Source organism: Sphingobacteriaceae bacterium GW460-11-11-14-LB5, from assembly GCA_002151545.1.
In the GTDB taxonomy this organism is placed as follows: domain Bacteria; phylum Bacteroidota; class Bacteroidia; order Sphingobacteriales; family Sphingobacteriaceae; genus Pedobacter.
In genome coordinates this window covers 1,913,598-1,936,218 of the sequence record CP021237.1, presented here as the reverse complement: position 1 = coordinate 1,936,218, position 22,621 = coordinate 1,913,598, and the positions used below count along the sequence as shown (strand labels likewise).

Here is a 22,621-nt window from a genome sequence, read left to right as displayed (position 1 = left end):
TTATTATGGTTACTTTTGCACAAAAGTAGCATTATTTTCAAGCGCATGGCAAAACAGATTAGCGAATTAAAATTAGGTATTTTAGGTGGCGGACAATTGGGCAGAATGCTCATTCAACAAGCAATCAATTACAATGTAACTACATTAGTTTTAGACCCAGATCCTGATGCTCCCTGCAAACACATTTCCAATTACTTCGAAAATGGCTCGATTACCGATTTTGATACCGTTTACAACTTCGGAAAGAAAGCCGACATCATTACGATTGAAATTGAAAAAGTAAATATCGATGCGCTTGAACAACTAGAAAAAGAAGGTAAAAAAGTGTTCCCGCAATCGAGAGTAATCCGTTTAATCCAGGATAAAGGGGTCCAGAAACAGTTTTTCAAAGAAAACGATATCCCAACCTCTCCTTTCCAGATTGTAAATACGAGGGAAGATATGGAAAACAGTAATTTCCCTTTTCCATATATTTTGAAACTGCGGAAAGATGGTTACGATGGCAAGGGGGTAATGAAAATCAACAGTGCTGCCGATCTGGACAAAGCTTTTGATGCACCTTGTATTATTGAAAAACTGGTCGATTTCGAAAAAGAAGTAGCGGTAATTGTTGCCCGTAATGCCAATGGTGATGTAAAAACTTTCCCAATGGTAGAAATGGAATTCAATCCGGAAGCCAATTTGGTGGAGTTTCTGATTTCGCCATCTACTTTTGCCGAAAGCTTACAGCAAAAAGCCGAGAACATTGCCAAAAATATTGCTTCGGCGATGAACATTACCGGAATTTTAGCGGTAGAAATGTTTGTATGTAAAGATGGCGAATTATTGGTTAACGAGGTTGCTCCCCGCCCGCACAACAGCGGTCATCAAACCATAGAAGGCAATTATGTTTCTCAGTTCGAACAACATTTACGATCTATTTATAACTTACCGCTAGGCGACACCAGCAGCATTACCAATGCCATTATGATCAATCTTCTTGGTGAAAAAGGTTTTGAGGGGGTAGCTAAATATGAAAATCTGGAGAAAACATTAGGCATTGATGGTGTTTATGTTCATTTATACGGCAAAAAATACACTAAACCTTTCCGCAAGATGGGACACGTCACCATAGTAGATATTGACAGGGACAAAGCCATTGAAAAAGCACGGTTTGTACAAAAAACATTAAAAGTAATTGCATAAGCCCCCTAGCCTCCTGAAGGGGGAACTAAAAGCAGGGTGGAAATGCAAAATGCTTAAAAGAGCACTACAAAATATAAATAAAGATTAAACGATATATATGAACGCTGGAAATTCAAAGTCTCCTTCAGGGGATTTAGGGGCATTGGTAGGAATTATAATGGGAAGCAAATCAGATTTACCTGTTATGCAAGATGCTGCTGATGTATTAAAAGAATTTGGAATAAACTATGAGATTACGGTTGTTTCTGCCCACAGAACGCCAGAACGTATGTTTAACTATGCTAAAGAAGCACAAGGCCGTGGCCTAAAGGTAATTATAGCCGGTGCCGGTGGTGCTGCTCACTTGCCAGGCATGGTCGCTTCTATTACTACATTACCGGTAATCGGTGTTCCGGTTAAATCATCAAATTCTATTGATGGCTGGGACAGTATTTTATCTATCTTACAAATGCCAAATGGCATTCCGGTGGCTACAGTAGCTTTAAACGCTGCTAAAAATGCTGGTTTATTGGCTACGCAGATTTTAGCTACTGCTGATGAATCTTTAACCCTTAAAATGCAGGCTTATAAAGATGAGTTAAGAAAAAAAGTTGAAGAAAGCGCAGATAGTCTGGAGTCCTAAACGGCAATAACTAAACTCAAGAGTTCGTCATTTCGAGCGGAGTGCAACGGAGTCGAGAAATCTAACTAGAGAGATATTCCAGATAGATCTCTCCGTTTCGTTGCACTTCAGTCGAGATGACGGCTTAATATAACTTACATCCCTTGCTTTTTATTCCATATCAATAATATCGCCTGGTTTGCAATCTAAAACTTTACAAATCGCTTCCAGCGTATCAAACCTCACACCTTTTGCCTTACCCGTTTTTAATATGGAGAGGTTTACAATCGTTAAACCTACCTTTTCTGAGAGCTCAGTTAACGACATTTTTCGTTTGGCCAGCATCACATCTAAATTTATAATTATTGGCATAATTTAGGTTTATACGAATGATTCGTTTTCTTGTTTGATATCAACGCCAACTTTGAAAGCAAGGCCAAATGCCAATAACACCAGTCCGATAAGTGTTTCGGTCCCAAAAAAACCTACACCATTACTAATATCGTAACCCGAATCATTAAGTTTTAATCTGTTGATACAATTAATTAAAAGTTCTTGTGTCATCCATCGTAAAAAGGGTAATAACATCAATACCACGCCGCTGTATATTATAATTGAAACATTTTTTCTGGTAAAAACCTCGTCTTTGGTAAGTGATTTAAAAAACCGTTTAATTAGCAGGATTAAAAAGCCTATACACAAGAAATAGCAGAGATAAACTAATTGAAAAATAATGGCCGAAAATGAAAATAAGTCGGAATAAGATTTAAAACGCAAAGATATTGATGACATTTTTGTTTCGCTTACAAGGAATCCTCTATTAAACCAATTATTTAAACTGTCGTCAACAGAGACTGTCCCCTTTTCAACCTTTTTTTCTGCCTTTACATTGAATACAGTGTACCATTTTATTCCTTTAGTAGCACTTGGCACTCCAGAATTGAATACAGAAACGATTAAAATGATGATATATAAAACCAAGGCAAAACTGGCAAAACCATTCAGCGCTTTAATTACCTTACTTTCTGAGAGTTTCATAGTTAATAAATTTAAATACGAAACAAACATAAAATATTATTTAAAATAAAACAATAAATATTTATCGTTTTATTTTAAATAAACCACATATTTACTTAACTATTAACTGAAAATTGCAAACTGAAAACTGACTAGTTCAAACTCGGGTCTGCAGGGAAATTACTGATATGTGCATATTTCGGGCCTAAGTTTACCACTACATCCCGCCAAAGCTTTTCATCATCGTTACTAAAAATGAGATCAGGATTAAAAATATCGCTCACCATCCAGGCATTCTGCTCTAATTCGCGATCAAGCTGTCCATTATCCCAACCAGAATAGCCCATAAAAAATTTCACTTCATCAGCGCTTATGGCGTTGGTATTTAGGAGGATTTTAAGGGTTTCGAAATTCCCGCCCCAATACAATCCATTCCCGATGGGTTCGCCACTCTGTAATTTATCATAACTCCTATGGATAAAATGTAAGGTATCTGCAGCCACAGGTCCGCCAAAGTAAATGTAATTTTTCGCATCCCACAAATCTTGGATCACATCGTTCAGCATCAGATTTCCTACCTGGTTAAGGATATACCCCACAGTGCCATCATCGCCATGTTCGGTTAACAGTACCACAGATCTTTTAAAATTCGGATCGGCCATAAAAGGTTCTGAGATGAGCAAGCGGCCTGTTTTTGGTTTTATATTGTTCAGCATGATGATAATCATTTGTTACACCGTAAAAGATGCCTATTTTTGTTAAATGCAAGTTACAAATGAATTTCTACAAAACCTGCGCCAAGATTACAAAAGCGCTTCGCTAGACGAATCTGACGTTGATCAAGACCCAGTTATCCAGTTTAAAAAGTGGTTTCAGCACGCAGTTGATGCCCAGTTATACGAACCCAATGTAATGACCTTAGCGACGGCCGATAAAGCTGGCAGGCCAGATGCCCGTATCGTTTTACTTAAAGGTGTTGATACAGATGGATTTAGGTTCTTTACCAATTACCTGAGTGCAAAAGGAAAAGAGCTGAAACGAAATCCATATGCGGCGTTGGTATTTTTCTGGCCAGAACTGGAAAGACAGGTTAGAATTGAAGGAACGGTAGAAAAACTGGACAAAGAAACTTCAGAGGAATATTTCAATACGAGACCTGTTGATAGTCAGATTGGCGCGGTAGCTTCTCCTCAAAGCCAGATTATTCCTAACAGGGCTTATCTGGAAGAGAAAGTTGAAGAATTAAAAGCTAAAAGTGCCGATAAAGGTGTAGCTAAACCTGCACACTGGGGTGGTTATATCGTAAAACCAACCAGAATTGAGTTTTGGCAAGGAAGAAGCAACAGGTTGCACGACAGAATAAATTTCGAAAAGGTTAAAGGAATCTGGACCAAAACCAGGTTGGCACCATAAGGTTGTCTATAAAAAAATAGAGATTGGCTATCCGGCAAAATCTCTATTTTAACTAATCGTTTACTTGTAAATTCGCCTTTTAGAATCCCTTAAAAAATGAAACAAATCGCAGTTATAGGATCTGGCACAATGGGAAATGGCATCGCCCACACCTTTGCGCAATTTAATTATCAAGTCAACCTGATCGACATCAATCAGGATGCATTGGATAAGGCCATACAAACCATTACCAAAAATCTAGACAGACAGGTCGCCAAAGGAACATTAACAGCAGATCAGAAAGCGACCACGCTTAATAACATTACTACCTATACTTCAACAAAGGATGGCGTACAGCAGGCTGATTTAATTGTAGAGGCTGCTACCGAAAATGTAGACTTAAAACTGAAGATTTTCAGGGATTTAGATGACTATGCTCCGGCACATGCTATTCTCGCTTCCAACACCTCCTCTATTTCCATTACCCAGATTGCAGCGGTAACCAACAGGGGCGATAAGGTAATCGGGATGCATTTCATGAACCCCGTTCCGGTAATGAAACTGGTAGAAGTAATCAGGGGTTATGCCACCAGTGATGAAACAACCAGTACCATTATGACGTTATCTCAAAATTTGGAAAAAGTTCCGGTTGAGGTAAATGATTATCCTGGTTTTGTGGCTAACCGCATTTTAATGCCGATGATTAACGAAGCCATTTATACTTTATATGAAGGCGTTGCAGGTGTTTACGAAATCGATACGGTGATGAAACTCGGAATGGCACACCCGATGGGTCCCTTACAATTAGCCGATTTTATTGGTCTGGATGTTTGTTTGGCCATCTTAAAAGTATTAAACGATGGTTTTGGTAATCCTAAATACGCACCTTGTCCGTTATTGGTAAATATGGTTGCAGCAGGTAAAAAAGGTGTTAAAACCAGCGAAGGTTTTTATAAATACACTGCGGGATCAAAAGATCTTATGGTTGCTGATAAATTTAAAAAATCCTAATTTTTTTAGCATTTAATTTTATATTTGCTGTATGAATGAGAATCTGGATCCTGAAGCAAGCAACCTGAGCCCTACCGATCGCGATATTGAAAGGGTTTTAAGGCCACAGGCTTTTGAAGATTTTACGGGACAGGAAAAAGTGATGGAAAACCTGAAAATTTTTGTTCAGGCAGCAAAACTCCGAGGTGAGGCTTTAGACCATGTTCTTTTGCACGGCCCTCCGGGATTAGGCAAAACCACCCTTTCTCATATCATTGCCAATGAAATGGCGACTGGCATCAAAGTAACTTCTGGTCCGGTATTAGATAAACCCGGCGATTTAGCTGGTTTGTTAACTGGTCTGGATGAAGGTGATATCCTTTTTATTGATGAGATCCACCGTTTATCTCCTCTTGTGGAAGAGTACTTGTATTCTGCCATGGAGGATTTTAAAATCGATATTATGCTCGAGACCGGCCCGAATGCCCGTTCAGTACAGATATCGCTTAATCCTTTTACACTGGTTGGAGCCACAACCCGTTCGGGATTGTTGACTGCGCCTTTAAGGGCCCGTTTCGGAATTAACGCCCGTTTGGCTTATTATGATGCCAAATTGCTTACTACAATTGTGCTACGCTCGTCCGACATCCTAAAAACACCAATCAGTGATGAAGGTGCTTACGAAATTGCCCGCCGTAGTCGCGGCACACCCCGTATTGCCAATGCACTTTTACGCAGAACGAGAGATTTTGCACAGATTAAAGGAAACGGAAATATCGATACGGAAATAGCCCGCTATGCCTTAAATGCACTTAATGTAGATGAGCATGGTTTAGATGAAATGGATAACAGGATTCTGGTGACCATTATCGATAAATTCAAAGGCGGTCCCGTCGGTTTAAAAACCATTGCCACAGCCGTTGGAGAAGATGAAGGCACCATTGAAGAAGTTTATGAACCGTTTTTAATCCAGGAAGGCTATATTATGCGTACTTCACGCGGCCGCGAGGTGACCGAAGCCGCTTACAAACATTTAAAAAAGAATTATCCCGGGCAAACGGGGAAGTTGTTTTAATGTAAGATTGTTTCGTGTAACCCTACGTTTTTTCGTCATTGCGAGGCAGGGATTAAGCGAGCCGAAGCAATCTAATGACTTGTTTTTATAGATTGCTTCACACAACCCACTGCCCTCCTTCTTCAGTTCGCAATGACGATCTGCCGAAAAAATAAAATCCATCTGAACATTTAAGTCCTTTCTGTGTTCATTAATGTACAAATCAAACAGTATGAATATTGAATTACGTAAACTAACGCTCGAAGATTACGCCGATCTTAAAGAATCAATGCTACAGGCCTACGACAGTATGGGTGGTTCCATCTGGCCGAAATCAAGTATTGCAAAACTTTTAAATATTTTCCCCGAAGGACAGCTTTGTATCGCCGTTGATGATAAAGTGGTAGCCTGCTCACTCGCCATTATTGTAGAATACGATGAATACGGCGATCGGCACACCTATAAATTAATTACTGGTGATTATTCTTTTACTACACACGACCCTAATGGCGATACCCTGTACGGTATCGAAATTTTCGTTCACCCCGATTATCGTGGACTACGTTTAGGAAGAAGGTTATACGAGGCTAGAAAGGAACTTTGCGAAAGCCTTAACCTCAAAAGCATTATTGCCGGTGGTAGAATTCCTGGTTATCACCAATACGCAGAGCAGTTGAGTCCGAGGCAATATATAGACAAGGTAAAAGCTAAAGAAATTTACGATCCTACGCTAACTTTTCAGATTTCGAATGATTTTCACGTCAGAAAAGTATTAAAGAATTACTTACCAGGCGATAAAGAATCGAAAGAATATGCCACCTTAATCGAGTGGAATAACATTTATTACCAGGGTATTGATGCATCAGCCCGTTCGGCAATGACCATCCGTTTAGGTTTAGTACAATGGGAAATGCGTTTATTCCCCAATATGGATGCGTTTTACGAGCAGGTAGAATTTTTTGTGGATGCTTTGAGTGGTTACAAATCAGATTTTGTGATGTTCCCTGAGCTATTCAATACCCCCCTGCTGCAACCATACAATCACTTACCAGAAATTGAAGCCATGCGCAAGCTTGCTGAAAAAACGGAAGAGATTGTACAAAAAATGCATGAATATTCGTTGAGCTACAATACCAACATCATTACGGGCAGTATGCCGCTCATTGAGGATGGTAAACTTTACAATGCCACATACCTTTGTCACCGCACGGGTAAAATAGATGAGTATAGAAAAATCCACATCACACCAAACGAGCAAAAATATTATGGCATGATTGGTGGCGATAAGGTGCAGGTTTTTGATACCGATTGTGGTAAAGTCGGCATTTTGATCTGTTATGATGTAGAGTTCCCTGAATTGAGCCGCATTTATGCCGATCAGGGGATGCAGATTTTATTTGTGCCATTCCTAACCGATACCCAAAATGGTTATACACGCGTTCGCCATTGCGCGCAGGCACGGGCGATAGAAAACGAATGTTATGTAGCCATTGCAGGTTGTGTGGGCAATTTACCTAAGGTAAATAATATGGACATCCAGTTTGCCCAATCAGCAGTTTTTACGCCATCCGATTTCGCATTTCCAACCAATGCCATCAAAGCTGAAGCCACACCAAATACCGAAATGGTGTTGGTGGTCGATGTTGACTTGCATTTGTTAGACGAACTGCACCATTATGGAACGGTAAAGGTGTTAAAAGACAGACGGAAAGATCTTTATCAGGTTAAATTGTTAAAATAAATACCCATAAAAAATGCCGGTCAAATTAATGTACCGGCATTTTCATTTTTAATCTAAAGCTAATTATTTTCTCATCACAAACCATATAATCAGACCAATAATTACAGCCAGTGGTAACACCCATTTTAAGGCTTGTCCACCTCCGTTTTCGTCTTTTTCAGTAACGGCTGGTTTTGCTGGTCCCGGATCTTCTTTGTGACTTTCGTAATCTTTTTCAATCGGTTTCGGAGCTGCTCCTGATTCCGTATGTTGTGGATCTATATTTTCCATGGCTAATACTCTAAAAGCTCTCCCGCTGGTTATTACTCCAAGCTGGATGAACCATAATCAATTAATTTAGTTTCTGTATGGAGAACAAGTGATTAATGAAAATGTTTTAAATCTTAAGCCTTATCTTTGCAAATCGGTGTACAACAATTATGCAAAATATAGCCAGCTGATCAAAGATGAAGCCCTGCGCCTGGGCTTTATGGCCTGTGGCATTTCCAAAGCTGAATTTCTGGAAGAAGAAGCACCCAGATTGGAAAACTGGCTGAACCAGAACCGGCATGGAGAAATGAAATACATGGAAAATTATTTCGATAAACGCCTCGATCCCAGATTACTGGTTGATGGTGCCAAATCGGTAATTTCCTTGTCGCTAAACTATTATACCGAAGAAAAACAGTCAGATCCTAATGCGCCGAAAATTTCTAAATATGCTTACGGACAGGATTACCATACTGTAATAAAAGATAAACTAAAAGAACTCACTCATTTTATAGAAGAAAATATTGGAGAAGTCTCCGGAAGGGCGTTTGTAGACTCTGCTCCTGTTTTAGACCGTGCCTGGGCCAAAAAATCAGGCATTGGATGGATCGGTAAAAATTCTAATCTAATCAGCAAAACCGATGGTTCTTTTTTCTTCCTTGCCGAACTGATTGTTGATCTGGAACTGGATTACGATCATCCTTATCAGGCCGACTACTGTGGAAGTTGCACCCGCTGTTTGGATGCCTGCCCCACTGATGCCATTATTGCGCCACAGGTGGTAGATGGAACGAAATGTATATCCTACCTCACCATTGAGCTCAAAAATGAGATCCCAAATGAGTTTAAAGATAAAATGAGCAACTGGATGTTTGGCTGCGATATCTGTCAGGATGTTTGCCCTTGGAACCGTTTCTCTAAAGCACACCATGAAGAAGCTTTTAAACCCGCGGAAGGATTACTGGATTTGAATGCAAAAGACCTGACCGAAATTACAGATGATGTTTTTAAAAGGGTTTTTAAGGGATCGGCAGTTAAGCGCACCAAATTTACCGGACTAAAAAGAAATATCAATTTTCTTAAACCTGAATAAATGAAAGGATTATCTGCATTTCTTTTATTGGCTTTTACTTTCATTTTTGCGAATGCACAAGAGCTTCAACTCCATAAGAGAAAACCAAATGCTTTAGGCGGAAAAGAATTTGCATTGAGCATCAGTGATAGCAGCTTAAGCCTGATGAATCGTGAAAAAATAATATTCAAGGAGATTAAAAAAGGTAATGTACCTGATTTTTTACGAAAACTTGTAAAAATCGAAATGGATTTAATAAGTGATCAAAAAACATATCAGGTTCGTTATTACGTATTGCCTGATTATTTTGCAATTGGTAGCAGCAGCGATTTTTTTTATGTTCCGATGACGCCTATTTTAGCGCAGAAAGTTGCCCGGCTAATCAAATGCTCATTACCTACCAAACTTTTGGTTGATCAGATTTATAAAGAAGCAAAAATAAAACTGGCTCCCCAACCTATACCGCCTACAAAAGCAATGACAAGCTTACCAGTTTTTATTGCGCACACCGATTCTATACTCAGTCAGCTTAAGCCGGTCATGGCTAATCATCAGTCAGGAGAACTTACTGCAGGTAATAAAAAAGATATTATTATTTCAAATAAGATTTACGGGGAATCAACACCAAGGGTAGTCATTTATGGTTGGCATAAATTAGATGGAAAGGCCATTCAGCCGGTATACAACAAACACACCAATACCTGGGCTGATTACAGCCATGGCGTTAGATTAACCCAAAACAAGATTTATATCAATCATAAAAAAACATCTCTTAAAAAGGTTTTAAGAGATGCTGAGTTATGTCGTATTTTTAGTGATGAAGGTAAGATCGACCAACCTTATTATCCTGTTTTTAGCTCTTATTAATTCACTGAAAAGCTATTATCACTTTTAACCTTATCTGGTGTATGTGGATTTCCCATCACTACTTTAGTTAACTTTTTAGTAGTTGTGATATTGATTTTAACCTGTTTGTCGCCTTTTTCCCAAATGCCGATTGTACTGTGATTCTTTTCAACAGAACCATCTTCATAAGTTAAGGTTAAATCAACTGGCATGGCTTTAGCACTTTTATTCTCCACAACAACGCTGTATCCGCCTGAAGTTTTATCCACTGCCCTTATAGCCATATCGGTAACACCATCATCAAAAAACCAGGCCTTCCAAAACCAGTTTAAATTTTTACCACTACCTTCATTCATGCTATTAAAAAAATCGTAGGGCATTGGGTGTTTGCCATTCCAGTTTTGGATGTAGGTGTGTAAAGCTTTGGTAAACAATTCATCGCCCAGGTAATCTTTTACATACAAATAAGCTAAACCAGGTTTAGGATAAGAGTTGGTAAATGATCCTGATCCTTTTAAATCAGGCGTTAAGGTCATAATGGGGGTATCGTCTTTCCCACCTGAAGAGGAAGCAGTAGGCTGAACGCCGTATTCATCAACAATCGTAGAATCAATCATCGGAGAAATCAACCACTCGCCTATGGTGGCCCAGCCTTCATCCATCCAGCCATACTTGGTTTCGTTGATGCCCATATAAAACGGAAACATGGTATGAAAAATTTCATGGTCAGTTAAGGTAATAGCATCTGTGCGATTGTCAACCGGATTATCATTTACCATCATTGGATATTCCATCTGATCTAAACCATCAAATATGGTTTCATGGTTATAAGGGAAAGGCCATTTCGGGAAAGTATAACTCATTGATTCTACCGTTTTACGGGCAAAATCGATCACTTCGTAATAATCTTTGTGCTTCGGGTTAAAAACAGCATCAACACGTGTTCTTCTTTTCGTTTTAGGATCAACCACTAAACTGCTCGATTTCCATAAATAATGATCACTCAAAGCAAATACAAAATCGGTCACGTTTTTAGCTTCGAACTTAAAAGTGTTATAAGCATTAGGTTGTGTTACTTTTTTACCGGCTAAGTCTTTATCCGTAATTACATCAATTACAGCATCGTTTTTTTCTGCAGATAATATTCTCGAAACAATATCTTTCTGGAAAACCTCTGAAGGATTTTTCAAATCGCCGGTTGCCCAAACACCATACCCTCCCGGCACCGTAATCGAAGCATTAAACTGGTCGAAGTCGTTATAAAACTCTTCAGCTCCGGTATATGAGAATTTGTTCCAGCCATCTACATCATCATAAACCGCAATGCGCGGAAAAAAGTAAGCCACAAAATGTGAGCCCTCATCTACCTGACCTGTACGCATATGCGAGCCTTTATTTAAAGTGTAGCTATAATCAATACTAAAGCTAATGGTTTTGCCAGGCAGCACAGACGGGACATTAACGGTCATGTTGGTTCCATCTATTTTAAAATCAGTAATTGATTTTCCGTTCGCTGCCAGTTTTTCTATCGCAACCCCGTCACCAAGATCAGATTCTGCCAGTTTTGATTTTCTTGGCGTTCCCTTTTTGTACAGATTTGGATAAAGCTTAAACCAGATTTCCTTCAGTGTATCAGGACTGTTATTGGTATAAGTTACCTGAACCTTACCTTTTAAAAACCTGCTGACAGGATTAAAATCTACGTTCAAATCGTATTTTGAAGTATTTTGCCAATAGTTTTTACCAGGCTTTCCGTTCGTATTTCTGGTCTCCTTTTGATAGGCTTTCTGAAATACAGGTTCAATAGGCAAGGATATCTGTGCGCTGGCATAAAATGCCACACACCATAAAAGGCAAAATATTTTTATAGATTTCATTTTTTGAGTTTTAGGGCAAAGCGCTTTGCGTTTAGCGTAATGTTATCTTTAACCAACCAATCCTAACAGTTAACCGATTAACCAACCTTACTTACCGAACTTCATTTTCAATTGCTCCAACATATCCGTATTAATCGGCTGTGCAGGTTTTTCTGGCTTAGGTTGAGGCTTTTGCTGATATTGAGGTTTGTTTGCCGGTGTATTATTTTGAGGTCTGGGAGCCCTGTTCTCATTTTTCTTGGCATTAAATTTTGCCCACTCCTCATCTAATTTCTTCTTGGTGTACAAAGGGAAATCACCTTGTTTCATCCAGGCATAATAACTAGGCTCAACAGAGAATACCTGAGCGGTGGTTTTGCCCTTGTGTTTTCCAAAGTTAAAACATACCTCATCGTTATCATTGTAAACCAAACGGCCGGCAAAATCTACAGGTTTATTAATATTGGTAAAGATATGCAGCGCATCTACATCATTTACAACCGGAATACTTTTTACACCCTGTTTGCTTTCGAACTCGGTTTCCTTGTACATTTCTAACTGTCCAAGTAAAACTTTATAGGTCGCAATTACATCCGCTTCTGCAGCGTGTGCATTAATTAAATCTTCCTGACAATAGAATTTATAAGCCGCTTTTAATGTACGTTGCTCCATTTGGTGGAATATATTCTGTACATCCACAAATTTGCGGTTGCTCATGTCGAAATCAACTTCTGCCCTTAAAAATTCTTCTAAAAGCATTGGAATATCAAATTTATTCGAATTGTATCCCGCCAGATCACTTTCTCCTATAAACTCGGCAATTTCTGCAGCCAAAGTTTTAAATGTAGGCTCATTTGCAATGTCTTCATCATAAATACCATGTATTAACGAAGTTTGCAACGGGATCGGCATTTCTGGATTTACACGCCAGGTTTTAACAAGTTCAGAACCATCTGGCATGGCTTTTAAAATCGCTATTTCAACGATTCTGTCAGCTCCAACATTAACTCCAGTAGCTTCTAAATCAAAAAATGCTAAAGGGCGCTTTAAATTTAATTTCATTTCTTATGATGTGAGATTGGCGACATTAGATTTGAATCGGAATGTCAAATTCTTTTTTTCAAAAGTGCTAAAAAGGTTTCATTAGTTCTGTAAAACAGCTTTATTAATTTATAAATTTAATTGTCAAATTATTTTAGAATGTTAGTTTGTAGGTTTAAATTGCGGCAATTTATATACGCTCAAATGAATAAGACATTAGCCATACTATTCCTCCTCTTTTTATCACTAACCACTCAGGCTCAAAACTTTAACTTTGGAGCCATTACCTACGACGATTACGAATTCGACAGAAAAAAATTAGACAGTAATGCCAATGCTATTGTTTTAAAAGAATTTGGTACAGCATCTATTCAACGCGACGACAATACCGGCAGTTTAGAGTTGATTTTTGAACACCATGTAAAAATCAAAATATATAATAAAGAAGGCTTTAAGGAAGCCAATATTGTTATTCCAACCTATAAAGATGAAACCCGCGAAGAAACAATCAGCGAGTTAAAAGCTTCTACCTTTAATTATGTCGACAATAATTTTGTGGAAACGATTATGGATAAAAAGGCCATTTTCGTCGAAAACAGGTCAAAATACACCAGGCTGACCAAATTTACGCTTCCAAACCTCAAAGAAGGCTCGATCATCGAATACAGTTACAGGTTAAAATCGCCTAACTTATTTAATTTCAAAACATGGGAATTTCAAAGCAGCATTCCTAAGGTAATCAGCGAGTATTTGGTTTATATTCCGGGCATTTACAATTACAATGTTTCTTTGCGTGGTTTTCAAAAACTAACTGATCAAAAAGTTGAGCTGAACAAAGAATGTTTAAGGCTTTCGGGTGTAGCGATCGATTGTTCAAAAATCAACTACATGATGAAAAATATTCCTGCATTTATTGAGGAAGATAACATGACGGCGCCCAGTAATTTCAAATCGGCCATTTATTTTGAGCTTTCTGATGTTCAGAATTTAAATGGTGGTAAAACATCTTATACCAAAACCTGGAAAGATGTTGATTATGAGTTATCGTCTTATAAAACTCTGGGCGATCAGATGAAAAGGAAAGATGTTTTTAAAGATCTTATTCCCGAAATCACAAAAGGGAGTACAACTGATCTGGATAAAGCAAAAGCCGTTTATCATTACATCAAAAAACAAATCAAGTGGAATAATTATTATGGAAAATATTCAGAGGATAACATAAAAAAGGCACTGGAAAACAGATCAGGTAATGTAGCAGATGTGAACCTGAGCCTAATTGCGGCACTTTCTGCGGCAGGGCTAGATGCGGAGGCCGTTATCCTTTCTACCCGCGATAACGGTACTGTAAATAAGCTTTATCCGGTAATGAGCGATTTTAATTACCTGGTTGCCAAAGTAAATATTGCCGATAAAAGTTATTTATTAGACGCTACCGAACCCCTTCTACCCTTCGGTTTATTACCGCTCCGGTGCATTAACGACCAGGGAAGGGTAATTAATTTAAAAAAACCATCTTACTGGATCGATTTAAAGGCCAGTCAGAAAACCACTACCAGTTATATCCTGGTGGGAAAAATGACTACCGATGGAAAAATCATTGGCACTTTAACCACCCATACCATGGGTTATGCTGCATTGGGCAAGCGTAAAGATATTCTTCGTTACAATTCTCCGGACGAGTATGTAGAGAAACTTGATGAAAGGCTAACCAGAATTAAAATCCAGGATCATAAAATCGAGAACCTGGATAGTGTAGAAAATGCTTTGATAGAAAAGTACGAGGTCGAGTTTACCATAAACGATGGTACCAATAAAGAGCAGTTCTATTTCAGTCCGTTTTTTATTAATACCATCTCGAAAAATCCCTTTAATTTAAACGAGCGCACCTACCCTGTTGATTTGGGTGCAGCATCCGATGAGCGCATTATCATTAGCGTAACCTTACCAGCGCAATACCAATTGCTGGAGAAACCAAAAGACATGGCCATAGCTTTGCCCAATGCCGGTGGAAAATATTTATTGCAAACGGGTTTAGATGGAGACACAATTTCGGTAAACCAAATTTTGCAGTTTAACAATGCTATTTATCAGCCGGAAGAATATCTTTTCTTAAAGGAATTCTACAGTAAGATTATCCAGAACCAGAAAACAGAATTTTTATTAAAAAAAGCAAACTAAATGAGATTTTTATTCACGGTGTTCTTCCTGCTTTTACTTTCAGTTACTGGCTTTGCACAAGATAATTATGATGTAGATTTAATTCCTGCCAATCTGCGCAACCGGGCAAACGCCTGTATCAGAAATGAAGAAACTACCGTTGATATGCGCTCGCCCGACAATGTCATGCTCAATGTAAAAAAAGCCATTACGGTATTTAACCAAAATGGAGAGGATGAAGCACGTTTGGTAATCTATTACGATAAAAACATCTCAATTAAAGGTATAAAAGGAGAAGTTTACAATAGCGTTGGCAAACTCATCAGTAAGTTTTCTCAAAACGACTTTGCAGATATGAGCGCAGCCGATGGCTTCTCGTTGTTTGTTGATAGCCGCATAAAACATTATTTACCATCGGTTAACCAGTATCCTTACACCCTGGTTTATAATTATGAAATTAGAAACAAACAAAACCTGATTATACCTGACTGGAATCCGAAACCAGCCGATGATGTTTCGGTAGAGAAAAGTACTTATACCTTTATTTGTAAGCCAACAGACCAGGTCAGGATAAAAACCCAGAATTATAGTGGAACACCAGAAGTACTAACAGACGAAAAGCAGAAAAAAACAATCTGGAAAGCCAATAATATCCTGGCTGTTAGAACTGAGCCCTATAGCCCGGCACACGAAACTTATGCAACCAACATCCAGATTGCTCCTCAAGCGTTTTATTATTACAACCATAAAGGCAGTTATACCAACTGGCAAGAGCTCGGCAAATGGATTTATGATGATTTGCTGGCAGAGCGCAAAGCCCTGCCGCCTGCCACCATTGAAATGGTAAAGGATCTGGTGAAAAACGAGAAAACAGAGAAAGATAAAGCACGCAAAATTTATCAATATTTACAGGACAAAACAAGGTATATCAGTGTACAAATTGGCATTGGAGGTTTTCAGCCCATTGCAGCCAGCGAAGTAGACCGTTTAGGATATGGCGACTGTAAAGCTTTAGTAAACTACATGCAAAGCCTGCTCAGTGCGGCAAATATAGATTCTTATTACTGTGTCGTATCGGCCGGTTCTGAAAAGAAAAGCATGGATCCAAAGTATGCCAGCATGGTACAAGGCAATCATATTATCCTGTGTATGCCATTACAGGGTGATACGACGTGGTTAGAGTGCACCAGCCAAAAAATCCCTTTTGGTTTTTTAAGCGATTTTACGGATGACCGGTTAGTGCTAGCCTGTACCCCCGAAGGAGGGAAATTATTGCATACACCAAAACTAACAACCGCTGAGAACCTGCAGGTCCGTAAGGCCGATTTAACCATTCAGTTAGATGGAAGTGTATCGGGCAGGATGAATACCGTTTATGCCGGCTCGCAATATGAAAATCAGGAATCACTGATTGGTAAATCGATAACCGAACAGCATAAATTATTAAAAGAAACTTACAACATCGACAATATCGATTTCGAGGCGGTTTCCTTTGCGCAGAAAAAAGATATATCACCCAAATTAACGGAAGAAATAAGCATTAACATCAGAAATTACGCCCCCGTTAATGGAAATAAAATGTTTTTGCAGCTTAATGCATTTAATCTGAGGAGATCGATTCCCGAAATCAAGAATAGAACCCTGCCTGTTTATATTAACCGTGGTTATACCGATGAAGATACCATAGTTTATACCTTACCAGACAATATCAATACAGAATTGATTACTGCACAAAACAAAGCATTTAAAAGTCCTTTTGGGGAATATGTATGTAAGGCAAGTTTAGCGGGCAATAAACTGACCTATTACCGGAAATTTATACTAAATGATGGTACGTTCCCTGCGGCGCAGTATAACGAGTTCTCGAAATTTATTAATGATGTAAATTCTGCGGATTATTTAAAGTTAGCCCTTAGCTTAAAAAAATAATCCCGAGACCGATACCAATAATCATAATTAAGTACATCAAAATTTCTGTTGAAGCAAATTTCTTGTATTTGGTCCAGAAAGTGTAATCATTTTCTTCGTTTGGCATTTTAGATTCTTTATGCGGCAAAAATAGGGAAATAGATTTAATTATTGGGTTTATAAGTGGTAATCTCCCGCGCCATGCCTTTAAAGAGGATAATATGAAATGGCCACATGGCATACCAATATATCCTGCCCCACAAACCTTTAGGCCTAAAGGTAGCGATCTGCGATAAAAATGCTTTTCCATGAAACTCTACTAGTTTCAGTTCGAGCCATGCCTCACCAGGCACTTTCATCTCGGCATACAATAACAATCTTTTACTCTTTCTGTCGGCAAGCAATACACGCCAGAAATCGAGCACATCTCCGGCCTGAAGATCAATATTACTGGTTCTTCCTCTTCTGGTACCTACCCCACCAAACATTTTATCTAAAAAGCCACGTAAATGCCAGAGCCAGTCCATAAAATACCAGCCTCTATTGCCACCAATGCTCCAGATGTTTTCAAAAACTTCTTCCGCCTTGCGTTCAAAGGGCATTTTAACTTTATACGCCAAGGTTCCATTCTGCGGAACCTTAATCTGATCCATAAAATTCGAATTTAAATAACCGCGGTTAAGGGCATCTTTCCAGCTCGAAACAATAGAATTCTGATCGATTTTCTCGAAGGCTAAGTGTAAAGATTCGGCATAACTTAAACATTTTCGTGGTACAACTTCCTGAATGCGGTGATCTTTACATATTACTTCATTTTTCATACTATCTACCAAACTACGGGCTAACGAATAAGGTACGGGTGTAATCATATTCAACCATAAAGACGATAATCGGGGTGTAAGTACCGGAACCGTAATGATCCATCGTTTTAATCCGCGTTCTTTAGCATAGCCTAAAAGCATTTCGCGATAGGTTAGCACATCAGGACCACCAATATCGAATGTTTGGTTAAACGCTTGCTCACGCTGTAAAACACCAAGCAGATAAGCCAGTACATCGCGAATACCAATTGGCTGACAGCGTGTTTCTACCCATTTGGGCGTAATCATGAAGGGAATTTTTTCAGTTAAATCTCTTATAATTTCGAAGGATGCACTTCCTGATCCAATAATAATAGCTGCCCGTAAAATGGTACAGGCTTTACCCGATGATTTAAGTTCTTCTTCCACCGCTAACCTCGACCCCAGGTGTTTAGATAAATGTTCATCATTGGCAATGCCGGTTAAATAAATAATCTGCCTGCAATTGGTTTTGCTGATGGCTGCTGAAAAGTTTTCGGACGAAGCCTTTTCCATATCTGAAAAACCGGTCTGGCTTGAAGACATGGAATGAACCAGGTAATATGCGGCATCAATATCTTTCGGAATTTCGTTTAAACTTTCTGCATTGAGTAAATCGCCTGTGATAATCTTAACCTGATCACTTAAATCAGACTCAGAAATAAACCTGCGCTTATCCCTAACCATACAAACGATTTCGTGCTTTTCTTCTAGTAATAGCGGGAGTAGTCGGGTGCCAATATAACCGTTTGCTCCGGTTAATAAAATTTTCATGCTGTACAGGTTTATTACATAACACTAAATGAAAACGATTGTTAGCAAGATTCATTTCCACGAAATTAAATTCACATTCTTAAAAGCTATATCCACCTTCCTTAAGTCACAACAATGTAAAACCAATTGTATTTTAAACACTACAAAATGATTTAGGGCAACATTTGAGTAAAACAACCGTATAAATAGCTCAATATCAAACTAAACCATACTGAATGAAGAAATACATCCTGGACATTGCTACGATTTTTTTAGTGGGTATGAGCATTGTCGGAACAAGTTGGAAAGCAGTGGAGCTTCCCCACACACAACAAGAAATAGTTAAACATGTCGCTGCAGATAGTTTATACAATCAATACATCTCAAATATTTATCACCAGGTTCATTTAGATTCTGCCGGATTAAATGAACAGGTTTTCGAAAAGGCCATAACCGGATTTTATAATTTAAAATATTCTGGTCTATTACACGCCAAATCTATTTTAACCATTGCCGATTTCGATCAGGAAAGCTGTAAAAAACGCTTATACATTATCGATCTTGCGAGCAAAAAACTAATCTTAAATACCTGGGTAGCGCACGGGCAAAACAGTGGTGGCGATAAACCATCCTATTTTTCAAACCAAATCAATTCCAATCAGAGCAGTTTAGGCTTTTATTTAACCGGCGAAATCTATTATGGAAAACATGGCCGTTCGCTGAAACTAGACGGCATGGACCAGGGGTTTAACAGTAATGCACGCGAAAGGTCTATCGTGGTACACGGAGCCAGTTATGTAAGCCAAAAAAGTATTGATCAGTTGGGTAGACTAGGCAGAAGCCAGGGTTGCCCGGCTGTTCCGGCTAAGCTGGCCGATCAAGTGATCAACACCATTTCAGACCGAACGGTGCTGTTTATCAATAATTCAGACCAGCAATACAATTCATCATTTTTAAATGAAACACTGGCTGCAAGTGTTGTTTTAAATCAGGAACAGATTTTAAGCGCTCAAATGGATTAATAGTGCTTAATATTTTTGGCATTTAGGTTTTTAGGTAGTATTCTGGTAAAAATCGATTTACAACTGGCAAGTAAATCCCAAACCCAACGGTTACTGTCTACCCCTTTTTCGCCGCAATCAACAACCTCAGCACGCTTGAGCAGTTTTTTAACCAAAGCCTGGATCCATTTTATTTGTACCATGCGGTTGAAGGATAAACCCAGGTAATCGCAGTACACGTGTACGAGGATTTCTACAATGAGCGAAGCGTTAGAGATAGCCAGTTTCTTGCCAAAATGCTGTTCATAATCGGCTTTAATGGTATTGGCCATTAGCTCAAATCTGGCATCTGCTTTTCCATCGAGATAAGCCCAAAGTTCTGCATTACTGTACACACGGATTAATTGAGGCTCGAGCCCGACTTTAATTTTATTCCCTTCTAATTCGTAAACTTTATCCATTCATTAAAAATCAATTGTAGCAGTTAGATCGAGATATTACCGGATTGTTAATCAATTCGATATAAAAATTCCGGATCCAAATGTTGGACAAAGTTATCTGATAATTGTTTGCCAAAACGAGTGTTAAGTACTATTGTGAGTAATTTTTTTAAGCTGTTGCCGATATTTTAATCATCTTTGGGCTTGAAAAGATAAGCCCATTCATGAAGATTGTAATTGCAGAAAAGCCCTCTGTTGGTCGTGAACTTGCTAAAGTTTTCGGAGCAACCACCAGAAAAGATGGATACATTGAAGGTAAAGGATATTCTTTTACCTGGGCATTCGGGCATTTATTACAATTGGCTCCCCCTCAGGATTATGGTTTTATTGGCTGGAGGAAGCAACATTTACCCATGCTTCCGCAAAAGTTTAAACTTGCTGTCAGGAAGATTAAAACAAAAGACGGTTTTGTAGAAGATCCGGCTGTTCGGAAACAATTAGACACCATTAAAAAGCTCTTCGATGAGGCGAGCGAAATCATTGTGGCAACGGATGCCGGGCGTGAGGGTGAATTAATTTTCAGGTACATTTATTATTACCTGAAATGCAAAAAACCTTTCAAACGCCTCTGGATCTCTTCGCAAACAGATGAAGCGATAAAAGATGGATTCAGAAATCTAAAACCCGGAACAGATTACGATACCTTGTTTAATTCGGCTCATTGCCGCTCAGAATCTGATTGGCTGGTGGGAATGAATGCGACGCAGGCACTCAGTATTTCAGCAGGCAACAGAACAGTGCTTTCGTTGGGACGGGTACAAACGCCCACCCTGGCCATGATCTGCGCCCGTTTTTTAGAAATCAAAAACTTTGTACCGCAAACCTATTATCAGATCAGTATTTTACTTTCTAAAGATGAGCAGGTTTTTAAAGCCATATCCACTTCGAACTATAAGGAAAAGGAAGAAGTAGAAAAGTTGTTTGCACTTGTAGAGGATGTGGCTTCTGGTTTTCCAACAGGTGGTAACATTACCGCTGTAGAAGCTAAACCGAGAAAAGAACCACCTCCGCTATTGCACGATTTAAGCAGTTTGCAGCAAGAAGCCAATAAGAAAAAGGGCTATACTGCCGATCAAACACTTAATATTTTGCAAAACCTGTACGAGAGTAAACTGGTTTCTTATCCCCGTACCGGATCGCGTTATATTGGCGATGATGTTTTTGCCGGCGTTCCAGATTTGATTGCGAAATTTACCGATCATCCCGATTTTGGAAAACAAGCACAATTTCTGCAAAGCATTACGTTAAATAAGCGAAGTGTTAACGCAAAAAAAGTAACCGATCACCATGCTGTTTTACCTACCGGAGAACAGGCTTATGGACTAAGTGCAGATAAACAAGCGGTGTACGATATGGTTGTTGGCCGTATGATTGAGGCTTTTCACCAGGAATGCCTTAAAGAATTAACCAAAATAACCATTCAATCAGGCGTTACTTTTGTAGCCAATGGAACGGTCATCCGCTCTGCGGGCTGGCGGGCGGTATTTAACGACCCTGAAGACGATAAAAAGGATGAAGACAATGCAGCTTTACCAAAGGTTGCCGTTGGAGAACAATTGGCTATAACCGAAAAATCTCTTTTAGAAAAGCAGACCAAACCTAAACCCATGTACAACGAGGCTTCGTTATTAAAAGCACTCGAAACATGCGGCAAGGAGATAGAAGATGAAGAATTACGTTATGCCATGAAAGATAGTGGTTTAGGTACGCCGGCAACGCGTGCATCCATTATCGAAACCTTAATCACCCGGGAATATATTACAAGGGAAAAGAGAAATCTTGTTCCAACCAATAAAGGTCTGGCTGTTTATGAGGTGGTTAAGGATAAACAGATTGCGCAGGCTGAGCTTACCGGACAGTGGGAAAAAAGGTTAGAGGAAATACGTTCCGGCTCATCGGTAAAAGATTTTAAATCAGAAATTACAGAATATACCAAAACCATTACGCACGAGCTGCTCATTGCAGGAGCAAGTATCTCGGGTAAACTCGAAGAAGAAAAGAAACTGGAAAAAGCTTAGCAATAAACGCCTTTAATTACTTTTTCGAGCGAAGAGCCCATATTTTCATCTTTCTGGATAAAACCTACAGCCCCGGCATCTAAATACCCTTGCTCCAGTGTAGTTCGGTCATTTCCACTAAACATACAGATTTTAATATCCGGCTGGATGGCCAGGATTTCCCTTATGGTATCCGGATTGCTATCACCTTGTGGCATATTAATGTCCAGCAGGAGAAAATCGATCACTTCTTTCCTGAGGTAATTAATGGTATCTGGTAAATCTTTGGTTTCTGAGATATCGGGTGAGATGAGGCATTTGCTAAAAAAACGTCTCATTAAAAGCCTCATCAATTCGCTGTCATCGGCAATAAGAATTTTGATATTTTCAATCATCTAAATGGTAAAGTTAAATTTGAAACC

21 protein-coding genes are annotated in these 22,621 nt (G+C 39.0%); 12 read left to right on the top strand and 9 right to left on the bottom strand.

The features are described 5' to 3' along the window. The first annotated feature begins 45 nt into the window (after positions 1 to 45). Entirely contained in the window at positions 46 to 1,185 is a 1,140-nt protein-coding gene (locus CA265_07745; GenBank protein ARS39547.1) for a 5-(carboxyamino)imidazole ribonucleotide synthase, read from the top strand. A 97-nt stretch (positions 1,186 to 1,282) separates the two neighbouring features. Next, a complete protein-coding gene (locus tag CA265_07740) occupies positions 1,283 to 1,807 on the top strand; it encodes a 5-(carboxyamino)imidazole ribonucleotide mutase (protein ID ARS39546.1) in 525 nt (174 codons plus the stop codon). A gap of 150 nt (positions 1,808 to 1,957) precedes the next feature. On the opposite strand, the gene CA265_07735 is transcribed toward CA265_07740, so the two are convergent. From CA265_07735 to CA265_07725, 3 genes are all read right to left on the bottom strand, one after another. Beyond that, a complete protein-coding gene (locus CA265_07735; protein ID ARS39545.1) occupies positions 1,958 to 2,158 on the bottom strand; it encodes a transcriptional regulator in 201 nt (66 codons plus the stop codon). A 9-nt stretch (positions 2,159 to 2,167) separates the two neighbouring features. Beyond that, on the bottom strand, positions 2,168 to 2,854 hold the full coding sequence (locus CA265_07730) for a hypothetical protein (protein ARS39544.1): 687 nt from the start codon (positions 2,852 to 2,854) through the stop codon (positions 2,168 to 2,170). A 101-nt stretch (positions 2,855 to 2,955) separates the two neighbouring features. After that, entirely contained in the window at positions 2,956 to 3,519 is a 564-nt protein-coding gene (locus CA265_07725; GenBank protein ID ARS42922.1) for a hypothetical protein, read from the bottom strand. A 46-nt stretch (positions 3,520 to 3,565) separates the two neighbouring features. On the opposite strand from CA265_07725, the gene CA265_07720 reads away from it, so the two are divergent. From CA265_07720 to CA265_07705, 4 genes are all read left to right on the top strand, one after another. Then, on the top strand, positions 3,566 to 4,216 hold the full coding sequence (locus tag CA265_07720; GenBank protein ID ARS39543.1) for a pyridoxamine 5'-phosphate oxidase: 651 nt from the start codon (positions 3,566 to 3,568) through the stop codon (positions 4,214 to 4,216). A 96-nt stretch (positions 4,217 to 4,312) separates the two neighbouring features. Next, positions 4,313 to 5,206: a 3-hydroxybutyryl-CoA dehydrogenase gene (locus CA265_07715; protein ARS39542.1), complete on the top strand. Its 894-nt coding sequence runs from the start codon at positions 4,313 to 4,315 to the stop codon at positions 5,204 to 5,206. 31 nt (positions 5,207 to 5,237) lie between these two features. Continuing rightward, on the top strand, positions 5,238 to 6,260 hold the full coding sequence (locus CA265_07710) for a Holliday junction branch migration DNA helicase RuvB (GenBank protein ARS39541.1): 1,023 nt from the start codon (positions 5,238 to 5,240) through the stop codon (positions 6,258 to 6,260). Positions 6,261 to 6,471: 211 nt separating this feature from the next. Continuing rightward, positions 6,472 to 7,980, top strand: a complete 1,509-nt coding sequence (locus tag CA265_07705; GenBank protein ID ARS42921.1) for a carbon-nitrogen hydrolase — start codon at positions 6,472 to 6,474, stop codon at positions 7,978 to 7,980. 63 nt (positions 7,981 to 8,043) lie between these two features. On the opposite strand, the gene CA265_07700 is transcribed toward CA265_07705, so the two are convergent. Further along, on the bottom strand, positions 8,044 to 8,250 hold the full coding sequence (locus tag CA265_07700; GenBank protein ID ARS39540.1) for a hypothetical protein: 207 nt from the start codon (positions 8,248 to 8,250) through the stop codon (positions 8,044 to 8,046). A gap of 136 nt (positions 8,251 to 8,386) precedes the next feature. On the opposite strand from CA265_07700, the gene CA265_07695 reads away from it, so the two are divergent. Both CA265_07695 and CA265_07690 read left to right on the top strand, forming a co-directional pair. Continuing rightward, complete coding sequence (locus CA265_07695) at positions 8,387 to 9,322, top strand: tRNA epoxyqueuosine(34) reductase QueG (GenBank protein ID ARS42920.1); 936 nt, start codon at positions 8,387 to 8,389, stop codon at positions 9,320 to 9,322. After that, positions 9,323 to 10,168 (top strand): hypothetical protein, encoded by an 846-nt coding sequence (locus CA265_07690; protein ID ARS39539.1) that lies wholly within the window; start codon positions 9,323 to 9,325, stop codon positions 10,166 to 10,168. Here CA265_07690 and CA265_07685 read toward each other — a convergent pair. Further along, on the bottom strand, positions 10,165 to 12,024 hold the full coding sequence (locus CA265_07685) for a peptidase (GenBank protein ID ARS39538.1): 1,860 nt from the start codon (positions 12,022 to 12,024) through the stop codon (positions 10,165 to 10,167). The two genes, CA265_07690 and CA265_07685, sit on opposite strands and share 4 nt — an antisense overlap. An 87-nt stretch (positions 12,025 to 12,111) precedes the next feature. Beyond that, complete coding sequence (locus tag CA265_07680) at positions 12,112 to 13,065, bottom strand: DNA polymerase III subunit epsilon (protein ID ARS39537.1); 954 nt, start codon at positions 13,063 to 13,065, stop codon at positions 12,112 to 12,114. Positions 13,066 to 13,248: 183 nt separating this feature from the next. Here CA265_07680 and CA265_07675 point away from each other — a divergent pair, with 183 nt between their 5' ends. Further along, a complete protein-coding gene (locus CA265_07675; protein ID ARS39536.1) occupies positions 13,249 to 15,222 on the top strand; it encodes a DUF3857 domain-containing protein in 1,974 nt (657 codons plus the stop codon). Further along, on the top strand, positions 15,223 to 17,130 hold the full coding sequence (locus tag CA265_07670) for a hypothetical protein (GenBank protein ID ARS39535.1): 1,908 nt from the start codon (positions 15,223 to 15,225) through the stop codon (positions 17,128 to 17,130). It begins immediately after the preceding gene. Positions 17,131 to 17,273: 143 nt separating this feature from the next. Here CA265_07670 and CA265_07665 read toward each other — a convergent pair whose 3' ends face one another. Next, positions 17,274 to 18,722: an epimerase gene (locus CA265_07665; GenBank protein ID ARS39534.1), complete on the bottom strand. Its 1,449-nt coding sequence runs from the start codon at positions 18,720 to 18,722 to the stop codon at positions 17,274 to 17,276. 215 nt (positions 18,723 to 18,937) lie between these two features. Between CA265_07665 and CA265_07660 the strand changes: the two genes are divergently transcribed. Then, positions 18,938 to 19,723 carry a hypothetical protein gene (locus CA265_07660; protein ARS39533.1) on the top strand — a complete coding sequence of 262 codons (786 nt, stop codon included), beginning with the start codon at positions 18,938 to 18,940 and terminating at the stop codon, positions 19,721 to 19,723. Here CA265_07660 and CA265_07655 read toward each other — a convergent pair. Next, positions 19,720 to 20,163 (bottom strand): hypothetical protein, encoded by a 444-nt coding sequence (locus CA265_07655; GenBank protein ARS39532.1) that lies wholly within the window; start codon positions 20,161 to 20,163, stop codon positions 19,720 to 19,722. The genes CA265_07660 and CA265_07655 overlap by 4 nt on opposite strands. A gap of 203 nt (positions 20,164 to 20,366) precedes the next feature. On the opposite strand from CA265_07655, the gene CA265_07650 reads away from it, so the two are divergent. Beyond that, a complete protein-coding gene (locus CA265_07650; GenBank protein ID ARS39531.1) occupies positions 20,367 to 22,220 on the top strand; it encodes a DNA topoisomerase III in 1,854 nt (617 codons plus the stop codon). Here the strand turns inward: CA265_07650 and CA265_07645 are convergent. Next, positions 22,217 to 22,594 carry a hypothetical protein gene (locus tag CA265_07645; protein ID ARS39530.1) on the bottom strand — a complete coding sequence of 126 codons (378 nt, stop codon included), beginning with the start codon at positions 22,592 to 22,594 and terminating at the stop codon, positions 22,217 to 22,219. The two genes, CA265_07650 and CA265_07645, sit on opposite strands and share 4 nt — an antisense overlap. Between the last annotated feature and the right edge of the window lie 27 nt (positions 22,595 to 22,621).

What these genes read in the sequence shown, in the direction of transcription:
- CA265_07655 (ARS39532.1), bottom strand. Translation starts at nt 20,163, where the DNA reads ATGGATAAAGTTTACGAATTAGAAGGGAATAAAATTAAAGTCGGGCTC.
- CA265_07690 (ARS39539.1), top strand. Translation starts at nt 9,323, where the DNA reads ATGAAAGGATTATCTGCATTTCTTTTATTGGCTTTTACTTTCATTTTT.
- CA265_07710 (ARS39541.1), top strand. Translation starts at nt 5,238, where the DNA reads ATGAATGAGAATCTGGATCCTGAAGCAAGCAACCTGAGCCCTACCGAT.
- CA265_07665 (ARS39534.1), bottom strand. Translation starts at nt 18,722, where the DNA reads ATGAAAATTTTATTAACCGGAGCAAACGGTTATATTGGCACCCGACTA.
- CA265_07730 (ARS39544.1), bottom strand. Translation starts at nt 2,854, where the DNA reads ATGTTTGTTTCGTATTTAAATTTATTAACTATGAAACTCTCAGAAAGT.
- CA265_07680 (ARS39537.1), bottom strand. Translation starts at nt 13,065, where the DNA reads ATGAAATTAAATTTAAAGCGCCCTTTAGCATTTTTTGATTTAGAAGCT.
- CA265_07650 (ARS39531.1), top strand. Translation starts at nt 20,367, where the DNA reads ATGAAGATTGTAATTGCAGAAAAGCCCTCTGTTGGTCGTGAACTTGCT.
- CA265_07720 (ARS39543.1), top strand. Translation starts at nt 3,566, where the DNA reads ATGCAAGTTACAAATGAATTTCTACAAAACCTGCGCCAAGATTACAAA.
- CA265_07725 (ARS42922.1), bottom strand. Translation starts at nt 3,519, where the DNA reads ATGCTGAACAATATAAAACCAAAAACAGGCCGCTTGCTCATCTCAGAA.
- CA265_07735 (ARS39545.1), bottom strand. Translation starts at nt 2,158, where the DNA reads ATGCCAATAATTATAAATTTAGATGTGATGCTGGCCAAACGAAAAATG.
- CA265_07700 (ARS39540.1), bottom strand. Translation starts at nt 8,250, where the DNA reads ATGGAAAATATAGATCCACAACATACGGAATCAGGAGCAGCTCCGAAA.
- CA265_07685 (ARS39538.1), bottom strand. Translation starts at nt 12,024, where the DNA reads ATGAAATCTATAAAAATATTTTGCCTTTTATGGTGTGTGGCATTTTAT.
- CA265_07715 (ARS39542.1), top strand. Translation starts at nt 4,313, where the DNA reads ATGAAACAAATCGCAGTTATAGGATCTGGCACAATGGGAAATGGCATC.
- CA265_07645 (ARS39530.1), bottom strand. Translation starts at nt 22,594, where the DNA reads ATGATTGAAAATATCAAAATTCTTATTGCCGATGACAGCGAATTGATG.
- CA265_07740 (ARS39546.1), top strand. Translation starts at nt 1,283, where the DNA reads ATGAACGCTGGAAATTCAAAGTCTCCTTCAGGGGATTTAGGGGCATTG.
- CA265_07670 (ARS39535.1), top strand. Translation starts at nt 15,223, where the DNA reads ATGAGATTTTTATTCACGGTGTTCTTCCTGCTTTTACTTTCAGTTACT.
- CA265_07705 (ARS42921.1), top strand. Translation starts at nt 6,472, where the DNA reads ATGAATATTGAATTACGTAAACTAACGCTCGAAGATTACGCCGATCTT.
- CA265_07745 (ARS39547.1), top strand. Translation starts at nt 46, where the DNA reads ATGGCAAAACAGATTAGCGAATTAAAATTAGGTATTTTAGGTGGCGGA.
- CA265_07660 (ARS39533.1), top strand. Translation starts at nt 18,938, where the DNA reads ATGAAGAAATACATCCTGGACATTGCTACGATTTTTTTAGTGGGTATG.
- CA265_07675 (ARS39536.1), top strand. Translation starts at nt 13,249, where the DNA reads ATGAATAAGACATTAGCCATACTATTCCTCCTCTTTTTATCACTAACC.